The following is a 23,244-nucleotide window of genomic DNA, read 5'->3' as shown; positions in this document are numbered from 1 at the left end:
TACAGATCCCCCTCAAGAGTAGGAGATCGTCATGAAATCCAAACTTCTCTTCGGCGCCGGAATCGCTGCAGGCTACGTGCTCGGATCCAGGTCCGGCCGGGCAGCCTACGACAAGCTCAAAGCGCGCGCCGCAGGCATCTGGGACAGCAAGCCGGTCCAGGACAAGGTGACGGCAGCAACCGAAGCCGTCAAGGAAAAGGCCCCTGAGGTCACTGACCAACTGGCTGAAGCCGCGCGCCGGGCAGGAACCGTGCTTGGCTCGGCCATGCACCGCGATGCACCAAAGCCCGGTGACGCTGGCACCGCTTCTGCCGGCACTGCGTCTGCAGCGGGCACATCGGCAGACAGCGGGCAGGTGCCCGCCCACAGCACGCATCCGGAGACCGTCAACCTCGGAACCTCCGATGTTGAATCCGATTCGGCACTAAACGAAAGCAAGGGTTAGGACGGTCCGACGAGGGCAGAGCGGCTCCCGCCGGGGCGGCCGCGATTGTCAGCCCGCTTGAGCCTGCATCCTGGGCGGTGCGGGTAAGAACTAAAAATGTCAGAGCCCCCTGACAATGTTTTCCTATAGAAGCCACCGGGGAGAGCACGGACGGTCAGCCAGGCCGGGCAGCAGTGCCCGGCCTGGCTGCTGCGCTGCTGCCTTGCGTGCCCGCTTTAGGGCGACCGGCTTCTGCCGGGTCCGGCACCGCCGTTGCGGACACATCATCGTCCGACGGCGGTGCCGCCGCCCGCTTCGCGGCGGGCAGTGTCCCCAGTCACAAAAATGTCAGACCCTGTTGAGATAGTTTTCCTATGGAAGCCATTGGGGAAGAGCGAGCGGAAACCGCAGCCGGGACGAACGTCTCCGGCTTCAGGGCCGCTGCTCTAATGCGCGGCCGCGGGCTTCGCAGCATTCCCTCCGCCGGTTCCGTTTCCGGCGCTCCTATACTTTCTGACGCCCCAAAAAGAGACACGTCCGGCGGCGGTGCTGCCGCCGGCCTCACCGCCGAGGCGCCGGTGTCGTCGCCAGCAACTGCTGATTTGAAGGCATCCCTAGCGCTGCTGGACAGGGCGACCAGTTCGGCGCCGGAGGAACTCGCCGCGGCGAGCTTCCAGGACGCGGCTGATTTCGCGGAGCTCACCGAGGAGCTCTCCCGTCGCGTCGAGTACCTTCAGCTGCAGGCTGCCGCGGCTGTGGAGCGGACGCGCACCGAGGCGATCAACGCCGCAGAGACGGCCGGCCGCGCGGCCGGCTGGACCACGGGCTGGGGCGCTCCACCCGAAGCCGAACCTGCCACGGCGCACGGGGCTCAGCCCTCCAACGCTGCCACCGCCACGGCTGGAGCCGCCACCTCCGGCAGCACCACAACTGCCGCCATCGCCGCCCGCGCTGAAACCCCGGCTTCGGCTTCCGTTACGGCCCAGTCGGTTCCAGCCCGCGCGGCGACCACCTGGTCCCCGGCCGATGACGGATCCCGGAACACCGCCGACTTCCTCCGCACCCGGCTACGGATCAGATCCTCCGAAGCACGCCGCCGCCTCGCCCTCGCCAACGCCACACTCCCCCGCACCGGACTCGCCGGCCGCCCCATGCCGCCCGCCTGCGAAGAAACCGCCGCCGCCCTCACCGCCGGAATCATCTCCTCCCGCGTCGCAACCACCATCACCACCGCCCTGGACAAGGTCCGCCACATCCCCGACCCCGACGCGATCGCGCACATGGAACACACCCTTACCCAAACCGCGATCGAAAACGACCACGACTTCCTCACCCGCATCGCCCACCGCTGCATCGACGCCCTCGACCAGGACGGCACCGAACCCTCCGAGGAAAACCTCCGGCACCGCCAAGGCGTCTTCTTCCACCACAAACGCGGCGGCCTCCACCACCTCGAAATCCGCGCCACCACCGACCAATACGAAGTCCTCACCACCGTCATGAACACCGCCACGAACCCCCGCACCACCACACCGGACACCAGCGGCACGGACAGTGACGGCAAGGGTAGCGGCCCCGTCGACCCCGACGCGGTCTTCAATGCCCCCGCCCCGGAACCGGACCTGGACCGCCGCACCCTCGCCCAGCAACGCCTCGACGGCCTCGTCGGCGCGTCCAAGGCAGCCCTCGCCGCCGGCACCCTGCCCACCACCGGAGGGCTCCGCCCGCAAGTCATGGTCACCATCGGCTACCGGGACCTCCTCAACAGCATCGGAACCACCGCCAGCCACGACCCCCTCTACACCAGAAACCAACCCAACACACGGCCAACAAGTGCAGACGCCTGGCAAACCAGCGAACCCGGGCAGGAGCCGGATCCCGGTACAGAAACTCGGCAGACAAGCGCACCAGAGCACCTAACAGGCAGCCGGCCCGTCACCACCCTGCCGGGCATCAACCGGGCCGGCACACCCCTGTTCCGCGCGCAGCCCGGCACCGCACCCGCGAGCACATCCACCGGCAGCGGGACCTTCACCTACACCGGCCCGGTCACCGCCTCCACCATCCGCAAAATCGCCTGCGACGCCGACATCATCCCCGTCCTCCTCGGCTCCGAAGGACGCATCCTCGACATCGGCCGCACCACGCGGGTCTTCCCGTCCCACATTCGCAAAGCCCTCAACGCCCGAGACCAGGGCTGCGCCTTCCCCAACTGCACCATCCCCGCATCCTGGTGCGAAGCCCACCACATCACCTACTGGTCCCGCGGCGGACCCACCAGCACCGACAACGGCGTCCTCCTCTGCGCCCACCACCACCATCTAATCCACAAAGAACAGTGGAAAATCCGCGTCAAAAACGGAATCCCCTGGTTCATCCCGCCACCCCACATCGACCCCCGCCAACAACCCCGACAAAACCACCACCACAAAACTTGAAGGGGCAGCAGCTTCATGGGCGTCGGTCCGCGCCAAAGTGACAGCAGGTTCCAGACTTAGAGCAGCTTCCCAATCACCGCTGTGGCGTCCAACTCAGTCGACGTGGCGATCCGAGGGCTCAAGCCCGCACTGACCATGGCCGCGGCTGCATGCGGAGCCTGCCGCCGGCTCGTTTCGATGAGTAGATGCCCGCCTTGCCTGAGCCAGGCACCCGCTCCCGCGATCACCCGACGCTGGATGTCGAGGCCGTCGGGCCCTCCGTCGAGCGACACCCGTGGCTCATGAACCCGGGCCTCGTGGGGCATGCTGCTGATGGAAGCCGTGGGTACATACGGCGCATTGACTACCAGCATGTCAACGTTGCCTTGCAGCCGGGCGGGCAGCGCGGCGTACAGGTCACCCTCATGGACCACACCGCCAGCGGGCAGGACGTTGAGGCGGGCACAGCGCACTGCGGCCGGGTCGACGTCGGAAGCGTGCACCTCAATCCCCGGGACCAATGCCGCCAACGCGGTGCCTGCGGCACCGGAGCCGCAGCACAGGTCAACAACAACCGGCCGGGTCGATGGCGCTCTCTCCGCGGGCCCTGCCCTCGATGCAGCAAGGAGCCCGGCTGCCTCGCGGACCAGCAGTTCAGTCCTGCGTCGCGGCACAAATACTCCGGCCCCCACCCTGATCCGCAGGCCGCAAAACTCCGCCCAGCCGAGAATATGCTCGAGCGGAAACCCGTCGACTCGCCGCTGTACGGCGTTGGTCAGCTCCTTGGGGGCGAGGCCAGCGGAAAGAAGGAGGTCCGCTTCATCTTCGGCAAAGACACAGCCGGCGGCGCGCAGCCTGCCGATGACGGTGGAGCGGGAGAGCAATGATTCAACAGGCATGGATGCGTCCTTCGGTCGAATGATGGGCGCTCCGTGCATACGTCCGACTAGCTTTGGCGGTCCGTAAGGCGGCGGGCAGGAAGAACCCAAGCTGGAATTGCGTGAATTATTCTCACCTCCCGTAATTTCAAACGTTCCCAGTCCTAGACTGGCTCTGCAAAAATCCATGTTATCCGACACCCAATCCAGCAATTATTGGCAGGATGGGACCATGACCCACAGCGAAGCCCATACGCTCATCTGGACAGGCTCCTACACTGCGGACGGCGGCGGCCACGGTGCAGGGATCGGGGCCGTATCGGCCAACGCTGATGGGACGCTCACCTGGCGCGGCACGGCGGCAAAGGCGGACTCGCCGTCGTTCGTCGCTGTGCACCGGCAACTCCCGATGGTTTACGCCGTCGGGGAGAACGCCAAAACCGTCCAGGCGTACCGGCGGCGGGGAGAGTTCGGCCTCGAAGCCGCCGGCGACCCCTGGCCGGCAGGCGAAGCCGCCTGCCACGTCACCGTCGATCCGCTGGGCAAGTTCCTGATCGTTGCCTGCTGGGGCGACGGCCAGGTGTTGCTGTACGACCTGGCGGACGACGGCGGCATCGCCCGCCGCCTTCCCGCGGCACCATCCAGTGATCCGCACCGGGACGATCGCCCGAGCCGGGCCCACGCCAGCCTGGTACTCGCAGACGGCCGCATCATGACCACCGACCTCGGCCATGACCTCCTCCGCGTGTGGAACCGCGTCCCCGCGACGGGCCTGGCGCTGGACCACGAGGTGGTGCTCCCGAAGGACACCGGTCCCCGCCACCTGGTGCAGCACTCCGATGGAACGGTGTTGGTGGTCTCGGAGTATTCCATCGAGGTCTTTGCGGCCCGGGCGGCCCCGTCATCAGGGAAGTTCGAACTGGTCGGCCAGGGTCCCGCTACCTCCGACGGCGCGAAGGACGGGGACTCTGCAGCCGAAATTGCCTTGTCGGCGGACGGACGGTTCGCCTATGTAGGCGTGCGGGGATCCAACCGCATCAGCGTACTGGAGGTGACACCGGCGGCAGAAGGCAGTCCGCTTCGCCCGCTCGGCGACTTCTCCAGCGGCGGCGACTGGCCCCGCCACCATCTGGTCCACGGCGAATGGCTGCGTGTAGCCCACGAGCGCTCCCACGACATCACCACCTTCCGGCTGGACCCCCAGACCGGCCTTCCGCAGGGCCCCATTGACCGCCTCGTGGCGGGTTCCCCCACGGCCCTGATTGTGGCAAGCTAAACCGCAATCGACATAGCCAATACAGGATTAGTCATTGCCAATACCGCTTCATCACAAGAGCTGTGGCTGGTTAATGGACTTGTCTTGGCCGAGTCGGCACCCAACGGATTCCGGGCATCCCCGCCCGGACAAGCAGCGTTGCTTCGCGGAAGGTCCAACTTGCTCACCGTCCCTCGCCTGAATTTCCTGCGCCTGAATCCCCCGCGCCGCACGGGCGCGCCCACCAAGTCCGCCCGGGCAACTCTGGCGGCAGCGGGCGCAGCCGTCCTGCTGGCTGCGTCGGCCGTACCCGGGCAGGCGACGCCAACCACGGCCGCTTCGCCAACCACAGCGGCCCTGCCACCCAAGGCACCCGCCCAAGCCGCAGCCCCCACCAAAACCCCTGGCCCGCCGTCGGACGCTAAACCCGGAACAGGTGCCCATTCGCTCCGCACTCCCGTCACCGGCGAAAACTTCTACTTCGTTATGGCGGACAGATTCAGCAACGGCAACGCCGGTAACGACCAGGGCGGCCTGGGACCGGACCCGATGGTCTCCGGCTTCGACCCCACCCGCAAGGGCTTCTACAACGGCGGAGACCTGGACGGACTGCTGGACAAGATCGACTACATCCAGGGACTCGGAACCACGGCGATCTGGCTGACGCCGAGCTTCAAGAACAAGGCGGTCCAGCCCGAGGACAACTCTGCCGGCTACCACGGCTACTGGGTCACGGACTTCACCCAGATCGATCCGCACCTGGGCACCAACGCCGAACTGAAAGCGCTGATCGACGAGGCCCACTCGCACGGCATGAAGGTGTACTTCGACATCATCACCAACCACACCGCGGACGTCATCGGCTACAAGGAGGGCGCCCGCACCGGCTACGTCTCCAAGGACAAGGAGCCGTACCGCACCGCCACCGGCAAAGCCTTCGATGACCGGGACTTCGCCGGCCGTGCGGACTTCCCCAAGCTCGACGCCGGGACCTCTTTCCCGTACACGCCGGTGCTTGATCCGGCGGAACAGAACCTCAAGGTTCCGGCCTGGCTCAATGACCCGACGCTCTACCACAACCGCGGCGACACCACCTTTGCCGGCGAAAACTCCTTCTATGGCGACTTCTTCGGCCTTGACGACCTGTTCACCGAACACCCGACGGTCGTGGCCGGCATGACGGACATCTACGAGACGTGGATCCGGGACTTCGGCGTGGACGGGTTCCGCATCGACACGATGAAGCACGTCAATGACGAATTCTGGCAGCAGTTCGGGCCGGACGTCCTCGCCTACGCCAAGGAGCACGGCAAGGACGAGTTCTTCATGTTCGGCGAGGTCTTCGACACCTCCAAGAGCTTCACCTCCCAGTTCACCACCCGCAACAGGATGCAGGCGGTCCTCGACTTCCCGTTCCAGGATGTAGCGCGCAATTTCGCCTCGAAAAGCCAGAACGCCAAAGCGCTGGAGACCTTCTTTGGCGCCGACGACTGGTACACCGACGCGGATTCCAACGTCTACCAGTTGCCCACGTTCCTGGGGAACCACGACATGGGCCGGATCGGCAGCTTCATCAGCACCGACAACCCGGACGCGGACGACGCCGAACGCGTGGCCCGCGACGAACTCGCCCACGCGCTCATGTACTTTTCCCGCGGAAACCCCGTGGTCTACTACGGTGACGAGCAGGGCTTCACGGGTCCGGGCGGGGACCAGGACGCCCGCCAGACCCTGTTCGCCAGCAAAGTGCCCGACTATCTCGACGACGACCTGCTCGGCACGGACGCCACCCACGCCGCCGACAACTTCAACACCGGGCATCCCCTCTACGCCAAGATCCGCGAACTCGCGCAGCTGACCAAGGAGCACCCCGCCCTGCGCGACGGCGCCCACCAGCACCGGTACGCCTCGGATGGACCGGGCATCTACGCTTTCTCCCGCACCGACGCCAAGGACCAGCGTGAGTACGTGGTGGCGCTGAACAACAGCGAGAAGCCGCAGACCGCCGCTGTTCCCACCTACATCGCCAAACGCAATTACAGCCTGATCTATGGCGAAGCTGCCCAAAACTCCAAGACCTCAGCCGGCGGCAAGTTGACCGTCACGGTGCCGCCGCTGTCCGCCGTCGTCTACCAGTCCTCCGGCCGGATACCCCGCGAGAAAGCGGTGCCCGCCGTCGCGCTGCAGGCTCCCGTTTCGGCTGCGGCTACCGGCGCGTCGACCGGGGACAACGGCCGCATCCAGGTGACGGCCGACGTCGACGGCGGCTCGTTCTACGAGGTCACCTTTGAGGCCCGGACGCCGGGCGGCAAGTGGGGGCGCGTGGGCACCGATGACACCGCACCCTACCGGGTCTTCCACGACGTTTCGGGACTGAATCCCGGCACTGCCGTGGAGTACCGGGCGGTCGTCCTGAACAACGCCGGCCGCACGTCTGTCAGCGCTTCCCGGTCCGCCGTGGTGCCGGACCCGCTGCTGACCATCCAGCAGCCGGCCGAGGGCAGCACCGTCCAGGGGAACCTGGAAGTGGTTGCCACGGCGGACCCAGGGAAGGCCAGCCATGCCGTGCGGTTTGAGCGCAGCGTCGCTGGCGGGACGTGGACAGCCATCGGCTCCAGCGATGATTCCTCGCCGGCTTACACCGTGATGGACGACCTGGCCGCCCTGGGCCTCCCCGACGGAGCCGAGGTGAAGTACCGGGCGAAGCTCGACGGATCGAACGTGGTGAGCAATGTCCGGACGGTGGTGGTAGGCGCCGCACCGCAGCCCGACTCGGTCACCGTTGCGGGAAGCCTGAACAGCGAGATGGGCTGCCCGGATGACTGGCAGCCGGCCTGCCCGTCGGCGTTCATGGCCTTTGATCCGGCCGACCGCCAGTGGAAACTGACGGCCGACCTTCCGGCCGGGACGTACGAATCCAAGGCGGCCATCAACGGCTCCTGGGATGAAAACTACGGCCAGGACGGCGCGCCCAACGGCTCCAACATCGTGCTGAACCACGACGGCGGCCCGGTCACCTTCCGGTACAACCACACCACGCACGTGATCACGGCCGGCTAGCCCGCACGGCCTCCTCGACCGCAGCGAGCAGGGAGTTGAACCTGTCGTCGGCCTCCAGGCTGTCGATCAGTACGGAGTCGCCGTCGGAGTTCGCAAGCGGCACCTGCCAGTTGGGGTACTGGGCCGAGGTGGTTCCGGGCTGGTTCTGGACCCTCCGTTCGCCGACCGCGTCCACAAGGGCCACCCCGAGAAGAACGGACGGGGTCTGCGCGAGCAGTCGGTGCAGCGCCTCGATGCGTTCCTGTTCGGAGCCGGCATCGTTGGCCGAAAGGAGGCCGCGCTGCCGGAGCAGGTCCAGCATTTTCTCCAGCTTGGCATTGTGCTCCAGGCGCTCCTCCTCGGCAGAACGCTCCAGCAGCCCCAGCGCGTTGCGCAGTGTCACGTGGTCGCCGGCAAGGTACCCGGCGGTGGGCGGCAGGTCGTGGGTGTTCACGCTTGAGAGGGCCTGCAGCCGGTACCGTTCGGGCGGCAGCGGGGCGTCGCCGTCGTTCTCAAACCACAGGATCGAGGTGCCCAGGATGCCCCGCGCGGCGAGGTAGTCCCGGACCCACGGCTCGAACGTGCCCAGGTCCTCGCCGATCACCACGGCGCCGGCACGGTGCGCTTCCAGGGCGAGGATGCCGATCATGGCGTCGTGGTCGAAACGGACGTAGGCGCCGTCCACCGGCGAGTTCCCTTCCGGCACCCACCAGAGCCGGAAGAAGCCGAGGATGTGGTCCACCCGGATGCCGCCCGAATGCCGGAGCACCGTTGCAAGCATCTCCCGGAACGGCTTGTAGCCGGCCTCGGCGAGACGGGTGGGGTGCCATGGCGGCTGGTGCCAGTCCTGCCCCAGCTGGTTGTACATGTCCGGCGGCGCTCCGACGCTGACGCCGGGTGCGAGGACGCCCTGCAGCGTCCAGGCATCGGAACTCTGAAGGTCCACGCCGACGGCAAGGTCGTTCACCACGCCCAGGCGCATGCCGGCGTTGCGCGCCGCCTGCTGGGCGGATTCGAGCTGCTCATCGCAAAGCCACTGCAGCCAGCGGTGGAACTCAATCCGTTCCGCCAGCTCCGCCCTGAGCTTCTCCGCCAAAGGCGAGCCGAGCGCAGCCGTTGGGTCGGCCCAGAACGGGTCATCGGCGTCGAGATCCTCGCGGATCGCGCACCAAAGGGCAAAATCATCCAGGCCCGCGCCGGCCCGGCGGCAGTAGTCCTCAAACGCGAGCTGCCGCGACGGCGAACGGCGGACAGCAAAGATCAGCTCCAGCGCGGCCAGCTTGGCGGAGTAGACCTTGTCCCGGTCAAGCCTGATGGCGTCCTTGTTCAGCTTCCGCGCCTGCTTCATGAGGCTGTGGACCAGGGACTGCTTCTTCGGCTTCAGGTACGCCAGCTCCGGAATGGCCTCGATCCGCAGGTAGAGCGGGTTGAAGAACCGGCGGGTCGACGGCGAATACGGGGACGGCTCCAGAGGCGACACGGGATCGGCCGCATGCAGCGGATTGACCAGCACGTAGTCGGCCCCGCGCGCTCCGGCCACCGCCGCGAGCTCGGCCAGATCGGCAAAATCGCCCACGCCCCAGGACCGCTTGGAACGGACGGAGTAAAGCTGCGTCGCCAGTCCCCAGCCCCGGCGCTGCTCAAGGTCGGCCGCTGTGGATAGCCTGGCAGGAGTCACCACCAGCGTGGCCTCCGCAACCACTCCGGCTGCCTCGGCGCGCAGGGTATGCCATCCCAGGCCGGTGTTTTGGGGCACGGCGAATGTGGCCCGGCCGGTCAGGGTGCCGTCCACCTCGCGGGGTTCCACCCAAACGTCCTCCTGGACGGCCCCCAGCTCTCGCCCGTCCTCGGTGACGGCCCACATCCGGACTGGCGCACCGTGCGGAACATGGACGCTCACCTGCCCCGGCGTCCCTTCCTGAATTACGACGGCGGGCGGCAGCATACGGCGCCAGGGCGCCAGTTCTGCCTCGGCCAGTTCGTGCTCGATGAGCTGGTCCGTGTGGGCGTCGACTCCCAGCGCCGCAAGGACGCGGATCAGGGTGCCAGCCGCTACGTCATGCGGCTGTCCGTCCCACCCCTGGTATGACGTGCCAACGCCGTACGCCTCTGCCAGCCAGCGCAGCAACTCGGGATTGACCGATGCGCTGGTTCCCGGCGTTCCGTTGCCCGCCGGCGCTTCAGAGGGAGAGGGCTCACGGGAGGAGGTTTCCGGCGAAGGTGTTTCAGGGGAAGTCGCGTGCTGCTGGCTGGGAGCCTTCATGTATCCGCCTCGTCTGCTGTAATCGGCCCGAAACTAACGCTGCTGCCCGTCGCGGCCGGCCGCTTTCAGCGCCCCCGCAACTGCTGGTTCCGATTATTGCAGGCTACGTTGACTGCGCCGGGCAGAGAGCCTGGTGGGTGTCGTGGGTTCCAGGCCTCAGGCAGCTGTGCAGGCTTTCTGAAGTTCGCGGACAGAATCGCTGGGGACCTGGTCGCCGGCCTGGGCTATCGCGTGCAGGGGCCCGGTGATTTCGGCGGGGACCCCAGCAGTCTCGGCGCCGGCCACAAGGCCCGCGAGTGCCGCCTTGTCCGAGGCGCTGACCAGGCCGTCTTCGATCAGGTTGCAGATCTGGCCCTTCACCTGCTCGGCCGCGGCGTTGGCAACCTGGGAGACCGCCGAGCTCGCCGCGTTCTGGGCTGCCTCCTCGGCCTGGGCGCAGCCCGCCAGCAGGACAAAGACTGGAAGCATGGACAGGGCGAGGAAGCTGCGTTTCATGATCCCACCCTAGCAACGGTGGGTTGGAGAAGTCCGACGCCGAAGGCTGCCCTCGGCGCCTGCCAGGCTCAGCCTTCGTAATACGGTGACAACGGTGTCTGGTTCGCCTGGCACAACGGCTGGCTCCAAGCCGCACCCGGCCAACCCGCCTCAACCGGACCGAGGGCGGCGCCGCGACCACTGGCGCAATGGGGCATGAGAGCCTAGGACACAACGCCGGCTTACGGCCGCCGAATCCGTTGACTTGTCTTGTGGACATCCCCTAGCGTTCCAGTCACTGACAACGTTGTCTACCTGCCCGCCGGTTAGGGGGAGGGCAGAAGGCACGCGCGATGAAGGGCGATACCAGCACTATGCACCAGAGAAAATTCGGCAGATTACAGCTATGTACCGCGCTGACCGTGGCAGGTCTCAGCCTGGCCGGGGTACTGGCCGGAACAGGAACAGCGGCGGCGGCCGGGACCTCCGGCGACGAGCAGTTCCGGCCGGCCTACCATTACACGCCACAGCAGAACTGGATGAACGATCCCAACGGAATGGTGTTCTACAAGGGCGTCTACCACCTCTACTACCAGCACAATCCGTCCGGCAACCAGTGGGGCAACATGTCCTGGGGCCATGCCACCTCGACAGACCTGGTGCACTGGAAGGAGCAACCGCTGGCCATCGCCACTGACGACCAGCAGGACATCTTCTCCGGCAGCGTCGTGGTGGACAAGAACAACAGCTCCGGCCTCGGCACGGCGGAGAACCCTCCCCTGGTGGCCATCTTCACCAGTGCCTACAAGGACGCCTCTCCCTATAAGGGGCTGCAGGCCCAATCCCTCGCGTACAGCCTGGACGAGGGCAAAACCTGGACCAAGTACAGCGGCAACCCGGTGCTCAACCGCAACTCGGCGAACTTCCGCGACCCGAAGGTGTTTTGGTACGACTCCCCCGGCGGCGGCTACTGGGTGATGACCGCCGTGGAGGCCACCGAGCACAAGGTGGTGCTGTACAAGTCGGGCAACCTCAAGGACTGGACGCAGCTCAGCGAATTCGGCCCGGCGAATGCCACGGGCGGGCTCTGGGAATGCCCCGACCTGTTCCCGCTTGCTGTCGACGGCGACCCCGCGAACGTCAAGTGGGTGATGGTGGTCAACATCAACCCGGGAGGCGTGGCGGGAGGCTCGGCCGGGCAGTACTTCGTGGGCAACTTCGACGGCACCACCTTCAGGTCGGAAACCACGAAGGCCAGTGACGCACTGCCCGCGGGCACTCCCCTGGCAGGCTTCAATGACGGCACGTACAGCGGCTGGACGGTGAACAACGGACCCGGCAACTCGAAGGGCGGCCCGTTCGCCGGAGCACCCGCGGCCGGCACGCTCCCCGGGCAGAACGGCGTTACCGGCTTTGCCGGCGCCGGCCTGATCAATTCATTCAACGACGGCGACTGGCCGGTGGGCTCGATGAACTCGCCGCAATTCACCGTAGCCAGCGACTACCTCAACTTCCTCGTGGGTGGCGGACAGCACCCGCGGGTCTCGGACAAGCTGGACAACACCCCGCCGCCCGGGGACCTGCTGTTCAACGGCTTCGAGGTACCGGACGCCTCCACACTGGCCGACGCCGGGTGGACAGGAACCGGGGATCTGGCACCGGCTTTCCAGCCGTCAACCTCCGGCGGCGACTTCTATATCGGCGCCAAGCGGATCAACACGTTCGATACGGGAGGAGCGCCCGGCGACGACAGGCAGGGAACCCTGACGTCGCCGTCGTTCACATTGAACCGGAACTTCATGAGCATGCTGGTGGGCGGCGGACACCGCGCGGCGGGCTCCGGCCAGACGCTGGAAGTCCAGCTACTGGTGAACGGGAACGTGGTGCGCAGCCTCGCCGGCGACGACGCGGGCGCCCTGAACTGGAAGGGCTGGGACGTGGCCGAATTCGCGGGACAGCAGGCACAGCTGCGGGTGGTGGACCAGGCCACCGGCGGCTGGGGGCACCTCACCCTGGACCACGTCATGCTGACGGACCAGGCCGCTGTGCCCCGGTCCGACGAGACCACCGTCAACCTCGTGGTGGACGGCAAGGTGGTCAGGACGGCCACCGGCGCCAACAGCGAGGTCCTGGACTGGGCGTCGTGGAACGTCTCCGAATTCAAGGGGCAGCAGGCCAGCATCCGCGTCGTGGACAACAACCGCTTCGGCTGGGGCCACATCCTGGCGGACGAGTTCGTCGCCTCACCGCGGCCGGCCACGCCGCGGGTGCAGACCTACGACTGGCTGGACTACGGCCGGGACTACTACGCGTCCGTATCCTTCAGCAACATGCCGCAGAACAAGCGGATCATGCTCGGCTGGATGAACAACTGGGACTACGCCAATAACATTCCAACGTCGCCCTGGCGCAGCGCAATGTCCCTGCCGCGCGAAGTGGCGCTGACGCAGACGGCCAGCGGTCCGCGCCTGACGCAAAAGGCAGTCCAGCAGGTGGATGGCCTCGCCGGGAAGGAAAGCTACGCCGAAAAGCGGGCGCGGAACATTCCGGCCGGCACCCACGTGCTGCCACCTGCGGCTTCGGGCGATGTGCAGCGGATCGACGTGACCTTCGCCCCCGGTTCAGCAGCCAAGGCCGGAATCACCGTGCTGGGGAACGGCAGCAAGTCGACAGTCATCGGGTACGACAAGGCCTCGGGCGAGGTGTATGTGGACCGGAGCAATTCCGGCATGACTGACTTCCACCCGCTCTTCACCTCGGTTGACTCCGCACCCGTGGCCGTGGATGCCAGCGGCAACGTGACACTGCGCATCTACGTCGACAGGTCCTCGGTGGAGGTATTCGCGCAGAACGGCCTGCGGACTATCACGGACCAGGTCTTCCCTGAACAGGGCGCCAACCAGGTGGCGCTCTTCGCCGAAGGCGGCACCGCCCGACTGAAGTCGCTGACCGTCACGCCGCTCAGCCAGTCCATGTTCCAGGCCGCGCAGGTGCCGGCCAAGAACAGGAAGTAAGGACCGGCGTCGGGATAAGGCAGTCGAATGGAAAGGCCGGTGGCCGCAGATGCTGCGGCCACCGGCCTTCTTGTGTACTGGATGCGGCGCTGGATCTGGCCTAGTGGACCGGCTGCAGCCAGGTCAGCACCGAGCCGTCCTCCTCGATGTGGTCCACGAGTTCCCCGTTGAACACGGCGCCGTAGTCCGCCGTGATGTGTTCCTGGAAGGCCTCCGCGTCCCGGTACACCTCGAACACGAAGTACTCGCGGGGATTATTTTCCCGGGTGTACGGCAGGAACAGCTGGTTGCCGGGCTCGCTGCGCACCTGCTCGGTGAGTTCACGCATCATTTCGGCAACGCGGGCTTCACTGCCGGGCTTAACGGTGAATTCGGCGTAAAGCGTCTTGGTCATGGTTCTCCTGTCGGGGTGGGTTGTGAGGGGTCGGTAGTTGGGGGATTATTCAGGCGGGCGGAGCTCGCCGGAGCCGCGGGTGATGAGCTCGGAGGGGACAACGTAGGTCTGCGCCGCGCCGTGGTCGCCGTCGATCCGGGCCAGCAGGCGCTCGGCGGCCAGTTTTCCAATCCGGTCCGGGTGCTGCGCGATGACGGTCACACCCGGTTCCATCATGTCCGCCAGGGTGAAGTCGTCGAAGCCCACGAGGGCGACGCGCTTGTTCAGGCCCAGCTCCTTCAGGGCCCGCATGACGCCGAAGGTCACCAGGTTTTGGCTGGAAAAAATAGCTGTGGGCGGCTCTTCAGCCCGGAGCAGCTCCAGGGTGGCCAGACGCGCCGACTCCTCATCATGGAGCCCCTCGCGGACCGGAACCGTGGAGGTCGCTATGCCCGCCCGGCCAAGTTCCTCGGTAAACCCGCGGCGCCGTTCCCGGGCCGTCTGGATGTCGGTGCGGTCGCCCATGTACGCGATCCGGGTGTGGCCGTGCGAAATCAGGTGTGTCGCCGCCTTTGCGGCGCCGACGGCGTTGTCCGTCACCACCGCGTCCGCTTCGATGCCCACGGGCTCGCGGTCGATGAACACGATGGGCAGGTCGCGGGAATGTTCGGGAATGACGTATGCCTGGCTCTTGGCGATGGGAGTGAGCACCAGTCCGTCCACGCGCCTGCCGAGGAAGGCAGTCACCAGGGCCTTCTCGCGCTCGGCGTCGTCGTCCAGGCTGGCTGCGAAGACCGCGATTCCGCGGGCAGCCAGTGCATCCTCCATGGCGCGGTGGATCTCGCTGCTGAACGGGTTGGCAACGCTCGGCAGCAGGAGCCCAACCGAGAGTGTCTGCCGGCCGGCGCGCCTAAGGCTTCCCGCCGCCATGTCCAACTGGTAGTTCAGCTGCTGTGAGGCACCAAGTACACGCTGCCGTGTGGCTTCCGAGACACCGGGCTCGTCGTTCATGACGCGCGACACCGTCTTGATCCCCACGCCGGCCAGCGCCGCCACATGGCGCATGGTGGGCCGGCTCTTGGCCCCCTCGGCCTGGTAACGATTAGACATCGTTGTCATTAATCCGTCCTTCATCTTTGCATTTGCCTTGACTCTACCCTGTGACGCTGATTACATGATGCCTGACATCGTTGTCAGGCACACCAGATGCCCTGAAACCCAGGAGATTCAATGTTGAGTTCCAAAGCCCCGCGGACAGTCACCCACCGCCTGCTCGCCATCGGCGCAGTCCTGACCCTCGGCACGCTCAGCCTCACCGCCTGCGGCGGAAGTTCCACCGCCACCTCCACCACCGGCGGCTCCTCGTCCGAAAAGGTCGGCGTCTCCCTGATCGTGAAGACCACGTCCAACCCGTTCTTCGTTTCCATGCAGGACGGAGCCAAGAAAGCTGCCGAGGCCGACGGCGTCGACCTGAAGCTCGCGGCCGGCAAAGCCGACGGCGATGAGGACACCCAGATCCAGGCCATCGAAAATGCCATCTCCAAGGGCGACAAGGGCATCCTGATCACCCCCAACGGCCCGTCAGTGGTCGACGCACTGAAGAAGGCCAAGGACGCCGGGCTGTTCGTCATCGCGCTCGACACCCCGCCGGACCCTGCAGACGCCGCGGACATCACGTTCGCCACGGACAACTTCGCGGCCGGTGAGCTGATCGGCAAGTGGACGGCCGCCCAGCTGAACGGCAAAAAGGCCACCATTGCCCTCGTGGACCTGTTCGACGACAAGGTGGTCTCGGTGGACTACAACCGCGACCAGGGCTTCCTCACCGGCCTCGGCATCGACACCGCGGACAAGAAGAAGAACGGCGACGAAGCCAAGACCGGCAAGTACACGGGCGGCAAGGGCGGCGACTACGAAATCGTCGGCAGCCAGGCTTCGCAGGGCGCCGAGGACGGCGGACGCACGGCCATGGAGACCCTGCTCGCCAAGAACCCGAACATCAACGTCGTCTACACCATCAACGAGCCCGCCGCGGCCGGTGCCTTCGAAGCCCTGAAGTCCGCCGGCAAGGAGAAGGACGTCCTGGTGGTATCGGTGGACGGCGGCTGCACCGGCGTTGACAACGTCAAGTCCGGCATCATCGGCGCCACCGCCCAGCAGTACCCGGTGAAGATGGCCGAGCTCGGAGTCAAGGCGATCGTCGACCTCGCCAAGACCGGCCAGAAGCCGTCCAACTCCGAGGGCCTGGACTTCTTCAACACCGGCGTGGAACTCGTCACGGACAAGGCCGCCGACGGCGTCAAGAGCATCACGACGTCGGACGCCTCCCAGATCTGCTGGGGCAAGTAACCGGACATGACAGGAGCAAACATGGCCCAGCAACAGACAGCCGGCCCGCCCGCCACCGGGCACGCCGACCTGGCCGGGGAATTCCTCGACCGCCAGACCCCGCTCAGCCGCATCCGCAACATCCTGCACCGGTACCCGGCGCTCAGCCCGGCGATTGTGCTGCTCGTGGCCGTGGTGGTCTTCGGGCTCCTCAACGACCGGTTCCTGCGGTTCGAAAACCTCTCGCTGATCACCCAGCAGGTCTCCGTGGTGGGAACCCTGGCGATCGCGCAGACACTCATCATCCTCACCGCGGGCATCGACCTCTCCGTCGGCGCCGTCATGATCCTCTCGTCCATGGTGGTGGCGCAGCTGGCCGTGGGCAGCGGCATTCCCGGCCCGCTGGCCTTGCTGGCCGGCCTCGTGGTGGGCCTTGGGGCAGGCGCCCTCAACGGCTTCCTCGTCACCAGGTTCAAACTCCCGCCGTTCATCGTCACGCTCGGAACCCTGAACATCTTCATCGCCGTCACGCTGCTGTACTCCGGCGGTTCCACCGTCCGCGGTTCCAGCATGCCGGGCCTGCTCACCTGGACCGGAAGCACGTTCCCGCTGGGCCCCGTGCGCATCTCCACCGGCGTGATCATGATGCTCCTGCTCTATGGCGCCGTGGCATTCATCCTGGGCAAGACCGCGTGGGGCCGGCACGTCTACGCCGTCGGGGATGACAAGGAAGCCGCCCGACTGGCCGGCATTCCAGTCAACCGCGTCCTGATGAGCGTCTACCTCGCCGCCGGGGCCGTCCTGGCCATGGGTGCCTGGCTCCAGATCGGCCGCACCAACGCAGCCAGCCCCAACGCCGGAGTTGACCTCAACCTCGACTCCATCACCGCCGTCGTGATTGGCGGAACCAGCCTCTTCGGCGGCCGCGGCTCCGTCTGGGGTTCCCTCCTCGGCGCGCTGATCGTGGGCGTGTTCCGCAACGGCCTGTCCCTGGCGGGACTGGACGTGCTGTACCAGACCCTCGCCGTGGGCGTCCTCATCATCCTCGCTGTGTCCATCGACCAGTGGATCCGAAAGGTGAAATCATGACCGCCACTGAAATGCAGCCGTCCGGCACCGCGGTGCGGCAGCCGATCCTGCAGGCCAGGAACCTCGTCAAGACCTTCGGACGCGTTGTGGGCCTGGACGGCGTCAGCCTGGACCTCTACCCGGGTGAAGTGCTCGCCGTCATCGGCGACAACGGGGCTGGCAAGTCCACCCTGATCAAGTGCCTCACCGGCGCCGAGGTGCCGGACTCCGGCGAGCTGAAGGTGTCCGGGCAGGCAGTGCACTTCAAGCGGCCGCAGGACGCCCGCGCCCACGGCATCGAAACCGTCTACCAGAACCTTGCGGTCTCACCCGCGCTGGACGTTGCTTCCAACCTGTTCCTGGGCCGCGAAGAACGGCTTGCCGGCCCGCTGGGCAAGCTCTTCCGTGTCCTGGACACGAAGGGAATGCGCCGCAAGGCCAAGGAGGAACTGACCCGGCTGGGCATCTCGACACTCCAGGACGTGACAGTGCCGGTGGAGAACCTGTCCGGCGGCCAGCGCCAGGCTGTGGCCGTGGCCCGCGCCGCGGCGTTCGGCTCCAAGGTGGTTGTCCTCGATGAGCCGACGGCGGCACTCGGCGTCCGGGAATCGAACCAGGTCCTGCAACTGGTCCGCGACCTCCGGGACAGGGGCCTGCCGGTGATTCTGATCAGCCACAACATGCCCCATGTGTTCGACGTGGCGGACCGGATCCACGTCCAGCGGCTCGGAAAGTGCGCGGCGACCATCACGCCTCAGTCGCACAGCATGACCGACGCCGTGGCGATCATGACGGGCGCCGCCACGGCCTGACCGGGCGCTCCATCCAAAACCAGCAACACCAGCGGCACCCAGCAACACAGCACTCTCCACCTCCGTCCGCGGGCCGAAGCCGGCCCGCGGACGGCTCCATGAAAGGCCTCACCGTGAATCCAACCTCCACCCCCGGCACCGGCACTGCTTACTCAGAAGCCCGCGCGGCAAGCCCGGAAGTCATCGTCATCGGTGAAGCCCTGGTGGACGTCGTCGCGTCCGCAGACGGAACAGTCGAGCACCCCGGTGGATCGCCGGCGAACGTTGCCTACGGGCTGGGCCGGCTCGGCATCCGGACCGCACTCCTCACCTCGATCGGCGACGACCACCGCGGGCGGGCCATCGAGGCGCACCTGCAGCGTGCCGGCGTCGCACTCCTGCCCGGTTCGAGGACACCGGGCAGGACGGCCACAGCCACGGCGACGCTGGCCGCCGACGGATCGGCCAGCTACGACTTCGACATCCGCTGGGAACTGCCACCCGTGGCACCGGCATCCCTTCCCAAGGTGCTCCACACCGGCTCCATCGCGACCTTCCTGGCCCCGGGCGCAGCAGCCGTCAGGACCCTCCTGGAGCAGTCGCACCGTGAATGCGTGGTCACCTACGATCCCAACATCCGCCCGGCACTCCTCGGCAGCCATGCCGAGGCCCGGACTATCTTCGAGGAGCTGGTATCGCTCACCGACGTGGTCAAGCTGAGCGACGAGGATGCCCGCTGGCTCTATCCTGGCCTGCAGCTGGAGGACGCAGCGGCGCGCATCCTCGAGCTGGGTGCGGGGCTCGCGGTGGTCACCCGCGGTTCCGAGGGGTCGCTGCTGGCCACTCCGGACGTGCAGCTGGTGGTGCCGGCCGTCAGGTCCGCAGTGGCCGATACCATCGGGGCCGGGGATTCGTATATGGCGGCGCTGATCTACGGGCTCCTGGCGCGGGGAGCGGATGGCCTGGCGCCGGCAGTGCTGGAAACCTTGGGACGCACTGCCTCGAAGGCCGCCGCGATCACCGTGCGCCGCCCGGGAGCCAACCCGCCCACGGCGGCTGAACTCCTCGCGGACCTGCCGGAGGACGCGGCGACGCCCGACGACGTGGCGGCTAACGCGGTCGCTTGAGAGATCGCAGCTAAGACAGCTGGGGCGTACGCCTAGCTGCCGAGCGAGACTCGCGCGGCTAGGCGCGGGCCTGGGAAACGGCCCGCCGGCGCCCGCGCAACGATGCCGCACCCCACAGAGCCAGGAATGCCGCCACCAGCAGCAGCCCGGCATCGCCCAGATCGATGGCGCCCAGCCAGGCGGTGAGAGGGTCCTTCAGCCCGAAGGCCGCGTTGAAGAATCCGCCGAGGGTTATCACGGCAACGAATAGCGCGGAGAGGGCCGAGAGCCCAGTGATGACGGCGTTGAAGCCAAGTTTTCGCAGGGGATCGTGGATGGCCGACCTGTACATCCGCATCATGGCAATGCCGTTCGTGGTGTCGCACAGGGTCATGGCGGCGGTGAACGCGAGCGGAAGTGCCAGCAGCGCGACGGGCGAAACGCCCGCCAAGGAGGCCGCCGTCGTCATCACCAGGAGCCCAATGGTGGTGGCGGTATCAAAACCGAGCCCGAACAGGAAGCCGATCACGTAGACGTTCCTGGGCCGCCGCACCTTTGACAGCGGCCGGGCCAGAAGGCGGGCCACAAAGCCCTTGGCTTCGAGCTCCTCCGGCAGCACTGTTCCACCGCCCCGAACCCTCCGGTAGGACCTGGCGGCGCCGAGAAACGCAGACCCGTTGAAGAGCCCCATGGCCAGCAGGAAGAGACCGGACACCCCGCTGCCGATCAGCCCAAGGACCAGGTTTCCGGTGCTGCCCTCGGTCATGAACCTGCCTATCAGCGTCACCCCGGAGACCACCAGGGCCCCGGCCAGGATCACCACCGAACTGTGCCCCAGGCTGAAGGCGAATCCCACACTGGTGGGATCCTGCCGCTGCGCCACGAACTTCCGGGTGGAGTTGTCAATGGCGGCGATGTGGTCCCAGTCGTAGCTGTGCTTGATGCCGGCCAGGTATGCCGTGAGCACCAGTCCGAACGCCAGCGGCTGCCCCGACGCTGCAGTGCCGGCGACCAGAAGAACGACGGCGGCAAGGTGAAGGATGCCCACCGCGGAAAAGGTGGCCAGCAGGCGCGTCCGGAGCGGCAGCTGCTCCCGCTCGCGGTACATGGCGGCGAACTGGGTCAAGGTAGTCATCAGTACTTCCTCAGGTTCAGGGGCGCCTGGCCGTACCAGCGTTGACGGAGAAGGCCACTGCAGCCACCCAGTAGCGTATTGAGTTTTTCCGTGCTGTTCGACAGGGACCGGAGCACCAGTGCCGTGATTCCGTCCATTGTGGCACTGAGCGAGATCCCTGTGTAGGCGTCGAACTTTTCCGCAAGCTGGTGCAGCTCGTCGGCGAGCGCCTGGTCCACGCGCGCGTCCGCCACCACCAGCGAACCCAAGTGGCTGTAGCCCTCCATGAAGCCCGTGCCGGTAACGTCGTCGAGCGGCGGGCGGACCAGCAGGTTGTCCAATGCGAGCAGCCGGGTGCCCCCGTCCGTCTGCACGTGGATCTCATTGCGGAGCCGCAGCTCCTCGTACCGGAAGGAGGCCCCGTCCGGTGACCACCCCGGCGTGATCACCTCGGCCATCACCAGGCTCGACGTCGGCCGCATCGTGATGTGCGTTTTCTGCCGGTAGCTGGCCTCCCGGTAGGCGATGACCTGGTCCGGCGCCAGCTCCAGCCGCGAACCCTCCCCCAGCCGGACGGTCATCCGCTGCTCGGCAAAGGATTCCGGGGTCCGGTAGATCTTCGTCGCGGACTGGGTAGTGAGCAGCAGGTCAGCCCCGTCCCCCACCTCCACGTCCAGGACGTAAAGGTCGGCCCCCAAATACGCCCCGCCAGGATTGACGACGACGTAGCAAACCTGGCCAGAGTCATCGAGGTAATGAGGTCGCAGTACGCGCAAGGCGCCCCGGTGAAATTGGTGCGCCGCAAAGGACTTCCCCGCACGCGCGACGACTTGCAGCTCAAGCTCCCCCATCGGTGCCGGTGATTGAACGGTCTCGACAAGCTCAACCAGCGGACCTTCCGTCGTCCTCATAAGGCCAAGTCGAGCATCAGCACTTCGCGGCGGATCCATTCGGTGACGTGCTCAAGGCCTTCGTCCGTTTTGAGGTTCGTGAAGCAAAATGGCCTGTCGCCGCGGAATTCCTTGGAGTCGCGTTCCATGACGGCGAGGTCTGCGCCGACGTGCGGGGCGAGGTCTGTCTTGTTGATGATGAAGAGGTCGGACTTGATCATGCCCTGTCCGGCCTTCCGGGGGATCTTCTCACCCTGAGCGACGTCGATGATGTAGATCGAGAAGTCCACCAGCTCGGGGCTGAAGGTGGCGGAAAGGTTGTCGCCGCCGGATTCCACGAAGATCACCTGCAGGTCGGGGTGCCGCTGCTTAAGCTCCTCGATGGCGGCCGTGTTCATGGACGTGTCTTCGCGGATGGCGGTGTGCGGGCAGCCGCCGGTTTCGACGCCGATGATGCGGTCCTCCGGCAGGATGCCGTTGGCGGCCAGGATCTTCGCGTCCTCGATCGTGTAGATGTCGTTGGTAATGGCGGCCATGGAGATCTCCGTGCTCATATGGCGCGTGATCCGTTCCACGAGCTGGGTCTTTCCGGCGCCGACGGGGCCGCCGACGCCGATCTTGATGGGTTCAGCCATGTTGTCCTCCTAAGTCAAAAAGCACAGTTAGCTCATGAACATGCGGGCACGCTGGCGCTCATGCCTCATCTGCGAAATCTCCAGTCCGGGGCTGACGGCCCCGAAGTCGTCCGGCGTGAGGCGGGCGGTCCGCTCGACGGCGGCAGCAACGGCGTCGTGCATCTTCCGCAGCACCCGCTGGCCGGCGTTCTGCCCGAGCGGGATGGCCCGGACGGCGTTCTGCGTCAGCGACGTGACAGTTGCAAAAAGGTACGCGGCAATCGCCTCCGCCTGCGGCACCCCCAGTGAGCGGGCGACGACGGCGAACGCCAGCGGCTGATGGCCCGCGGCCCGGCCCCCGCTCACCAGCGCCCGGTACGCGTCCAGCTCCTCCGACGGAAACACCTCGGTACCGATCTCAATCAACCGCCCACCCATCTTGACGCTCGCCTCCCGCACCTGCCGCGGCAAAAGCTGCGCAGTAAGCAACTCATCCAGCTCAAGGACGGAAACCCCTTCGTACAAAAAGCGGATAGCCAAGGCATCCGAATAAGTCAGCTGCTGAGAGACGAAGGCAGCCAGCCACACCCCAAAGGACTCCTCATCATGAACGACCCCCCGCTCGATATAGGTCTCAAACCCTAACGAATGAGCAAACGCCCCAGTAGGCAAGGCGGAATCAGTAAGCTGCCTAAGCGCCAGCTGATGGATGCTAGTGCGAGTGTTCAGCATGGCGGAAAGGCTCTGGCATGACGCGTTCCTGGCGGTCGTAGGGCGCGCCGACGTGTTTGAGGTAGTCCTCGACGGTGTGGTCGTACTGGCACACCATGACTTCGGCGCCGTACTCGGACGTTGCATCGAAAAACTGCGCCTGCAGGTGCCGGTTGCCGAGGGAGTGGGCCACGACGCCCATCTCGTGGATGGTCCGTGGTGCGATCACCAGGACGTCGGTGGGCAGCACAGAGACCACGATCATGTTGGTTTCGGCGATGTGCAGCACGTCGCCGTCGCGGAGATCAGCCGATCCGGTAGGAAGCCGGATGCCGATCTCGTTGCCGTGGTCGGTGGTGACGCGCTGGATCCGTTTGACCAGCTGGGTGCTCGGCAGCACCACCTTCTCCCGGTGCAGGCCGGAATAGGACTCGGCAGGTTGGTCGTGCAGGTTGCCGAGGACTTTCTCGATGATCATCTGAACT

Annotated in this window: 19 protein-coding genes; 9 read left to right on the top strand and 10 right to left on the bottom strand. The window is 66.4% G+C overall.

Going from position 1 to position 23,244, the window contains the following annotated elements:
• Positions 1–31 precede the first annotated feature (31 nt).
• Positions 32–445 carry a hypothetical protein gene (locus DBZ45_RS07410; RefSeq protein WP_111903276.1) on the top strand — a complete coding sequence of 138 codons (414 nt, stop codon included), beginning with the start codon at positions 32–34 and terminating at the stop codon, positions 443–445.
• A gap of 353 nt (positions 446–798) precedes the next feature.
• Positions 799–2,862, top strand: a complete 2,064-nt coding sequence (locus tag DBZ45_RS07405; protein WP_111903275.1) for an HNH endonuclease signature motif containing protein — start codon at positions 799–801, stop codon at positions 2,860–2,862.
• A 56-nt stretch (positions 2,863–2,918) separates the two neighbouring features.
• Here the strand turns inward: DBZ45_RS07405 and DBZ45_RS07400 are convergent, their stop codons facing one another.
• Positions 2,919–3,740 carry a putative protein N(5)-glutamine methyltransferase gene (locus tag DBZ45_RS07400; RefSeq protein WP_111903274.1) on the bottom strand — a complete coding sequence of 274 codons (822 nt, stop codon included), beginning with the start codon at positions 3,738–3,740 and terminating at the stop codon, positions 2,919–2,921.
• A gap of 211 nt (positions 3,741–3,951) precedes the next feature.
• Between DBZ45_RS07400 and DBZ45_RS07395 the strand changes: the two genes are divergently transcribed.
• Both DBZ45_RS07395 and DBZ45_RS07390 read left to right on the top strand, forming a co-directional pair.
• Positions 3,952–4,995 carry a lactonase family protein gene (locus tag DBZ45_RS07395; RefSeq protein WP_111903273.1) on the top strand — a complete coding sequence of 348 codons (1,044 nt, stop codon included), beginning with the start codon at positions 3,952–3,954 and terminating at the stop codon, positions 4,993–4,995.
• A 159-nt stretch (positions 4,996–5,154) separates the two neighbouring features.
• Complete coding sequence (locus DBZ45_RS07390; protein WP_223256968.1) at positions 5,155–8,034, top strand: alpha-amylase family glycosyl hydrolase; 2,880 nt, start codon at positions 5,155–5,157, stop codon at positions 8,032–8,034.
• Here DBZ45_RS07390 and malQ read toward each other — a convergent pair.
• Both malQ and DBZ45_RS07380 read right to left on the bottom strand, forming a co-directional pair.
• Entirely contained in the window at positions 8,021–10,276 is a 2,256-nt protein-coding gene (gene malQ / locus DBZ45_RS07385) for a 4-alpha-glucanotransferase (RefSeq protein ID WP_111903272.1), read from the bottom strand. The genes DBZ45_RS07390 and malQ overlap by 14 nt on opposite strands.
• 156 nt (positions 10,277–10,432) lie before the next feature.
• Positions 10,433–10,771: a hypothetical protein gene (locus DBZ45_RS07380; protein ID WP_111903271.1), complete on the bottom strand. Its 339-nt coding sequence runs from the start codon at positions 10,769–10,771 to the stop codon at positions 10,433–10,435.
• 332 nt (positions 10,772–11,103) lie between these two features.
• On the opposite strand from DBZ45_RS07380, the gene DBZ45_RS07375 reads away from it, so the two are divergent.
• Positions 11,104–13,764, top strand: a complete 2,661-nt coding sequence (locus DBZ45_RS07375) for a GH32 C-terminal domain-containing protein (RefSeq protein WP_111903270.1) — start codon at positions 11,104–11,106, stop codon at positions 13,762–13,764.
• 100 nt (positions 13,765–13,864) lie between these two features.
• Here the strand turns inward: DBZ45_RS07375 and DBZ45_RS07370 are convergent, their stop codons facing one another.
• Positions 13,865–14,158 (bottom strand): putative quinol monooxygenase, encoded by a 294-nt coding sequence (locus DBZ45_RS07370; protein ID WP_111903269.1) that lies wholly within the window; start codon positions 14,156–14,158, stop codon positions 13,865–13,867.
• A 45-nt stretch (positions 14,159–14,203) separates the two neighbouring features.
• Positions 14,204–15,202, bottom strand: coding sequence for a LacI family DNA-binding transcriptional regulator (locus tag DBZ45_RS07365; RefSeq protein ID WP_111903356.1), 999 nt, complete (start codon positions 15,200–15,202; stop codon positions 14,204–14,206).
• Positions 15,203–15,367: 165 nt separating this feature from the next.
• Between DBZ45_RS07365 and DBZ45_RS07360 the strand changes: the two genes are divergently transcribed.
• The 4 genes from DBZ45_RS07360 (at position 15,368) to DBZ45_RS07345 (ending at position 19,451) form a co-directional block, all read left to right on the top strand.
• Positions 15,368–16,486: a substrate-binding domain-containing protein gene (locus tag DBZ45_RS07360; protein ID WP_111903268.1), complete on the top strand. Its 1,119-nt coding sequence runs from the start codon at positions 15,368–15,370 to the stop codon at positions 16,484–16,486.
• Positions 16,487–16,507: 21 nt separating this feature from the next.
• Positions 16,508–17,554: an ABC transporter permease gene (locus tag DBZ45_RS07355; RefSeq protein ID WP_111903267.1), complete on the top strand. Its 1,047-nt coding sequence runs from the start codon at positions 16,508–16,510 to the stop codon at positions 17,552–17,554.
• On the top strand, positions 17,551–18,345 hold the full coding sequence (locus tag DBZ45_RS07350; RefSeq protein ID WP_111903266.1) for an ATP-binding cassette domain-containing protein: 795 nt from the start codon (positions 17,551–17,553) through the stop codon (positions 18,343–18,345). The genes DBZ45_RS07355 and DBZ45_RS07350 overlap by 4 nt, the downstream gene beginning before the upstream one ends.
• 113 nt (positions 18,346–18,458) lie before the next feature.
• Positions 18,459–19,451: a carbohydrate kinase family protein gene (locus DBZ45_RS07345; protein ID WP_440130506.1), complete on the top strand. Its 993-nt coding sequence runs from the start codon at positions 18,459–18,461 to the stop codon at positions 19,449–19,451.
• A gap of 58 nt (positions 19,452–19,509) precedes the next feature.
• Here the strand turns inward: DBZ45_RS07345 and DBZ45_RS07340 are convergent, their stop codons facing one another.
• From DBZ45_RS07340 to ureE, 5 genes are read right to left on the bottom strand one after another with little or no spacing between them, the layout of a single operon-like run.
• The gene (locus tag DBZ45_RS07340) at positions 19,510–20,565 is read right to left on the bottom strand and encodes a HoxN/HupN/NixA family nickel/cobalt transporter (RefSeq protein WP_111903265.1); all 1,056 of its coding nucleotides are present in this window, start codon (positions 20,563–20,565) and stop codon (positions 19,510–19,512) included.
• Entirely contained in the window at positions 20,565–21,395 is an 831-nt protein-coding gene (locus tag DBZ45_RS07335) for an urease accessory protein UreD (RefSeq protein WP_111903354.1), read from the bottom strand. The genes DBZ45_RS07340 and DBZ45_RS07335 overlap by 1 nt, the downstream gene beginning before the upstream one ends.
• 56 nt (positions 21,396–21,451) lie before the next feature.
• Entirely contained in the window at positions 21,452–22,069 is a 618-nt protein-coding gene (gene ureG / locus DBZ45_RS07330) for an urease accessory protein UreG (protein ID WP_111903264.1), read from the bottom strand.
• A gap of 27 nt (positions 22,070–22,096) precedes the next feature.
• On the bottom strand, positions 22,097–22,780 hold the full coding sequence (locus tag DBZ45_RS07325; protein ID WP_111903353.1) for an urease accessory protein UreF: 684 nt from the start codon (positions 22,778–22,780) through the stop codon (positions 22,097–22,099).
• Complete coding sequence (gene ureE / locus DBZ45_RS07320; RefSeq protein WP_111903263.1) at positions 22,761–23,237, bottom strand: urease accessory protein UreE; 477 nt, start codon at positions 23,235–23,237, stop codon at positions 22,761–22,763. The genes DBZ45_RS07325 and ureE overlap by 20 nt, the downstream gene beginning before the upstream one ends.
• Positions 23,238–23,244 lie beyond the last annotated feature (7 nt).

Source organism: Arthrobacter globiformis (assembly GCF_003261175.1).
In the GTDB taxonomy this organism is placed as follows: Bacteria; Actinomycetota; Actinomycetes; order Actinomycetales; family Micrococcaceae; genus Arthrobacter; species Arthrobacter globiformis_A.
Note: the sequence above shows the minus strand (reverse complement) of the source record. Positions and strands in the feature narration are given on the sequence as shown.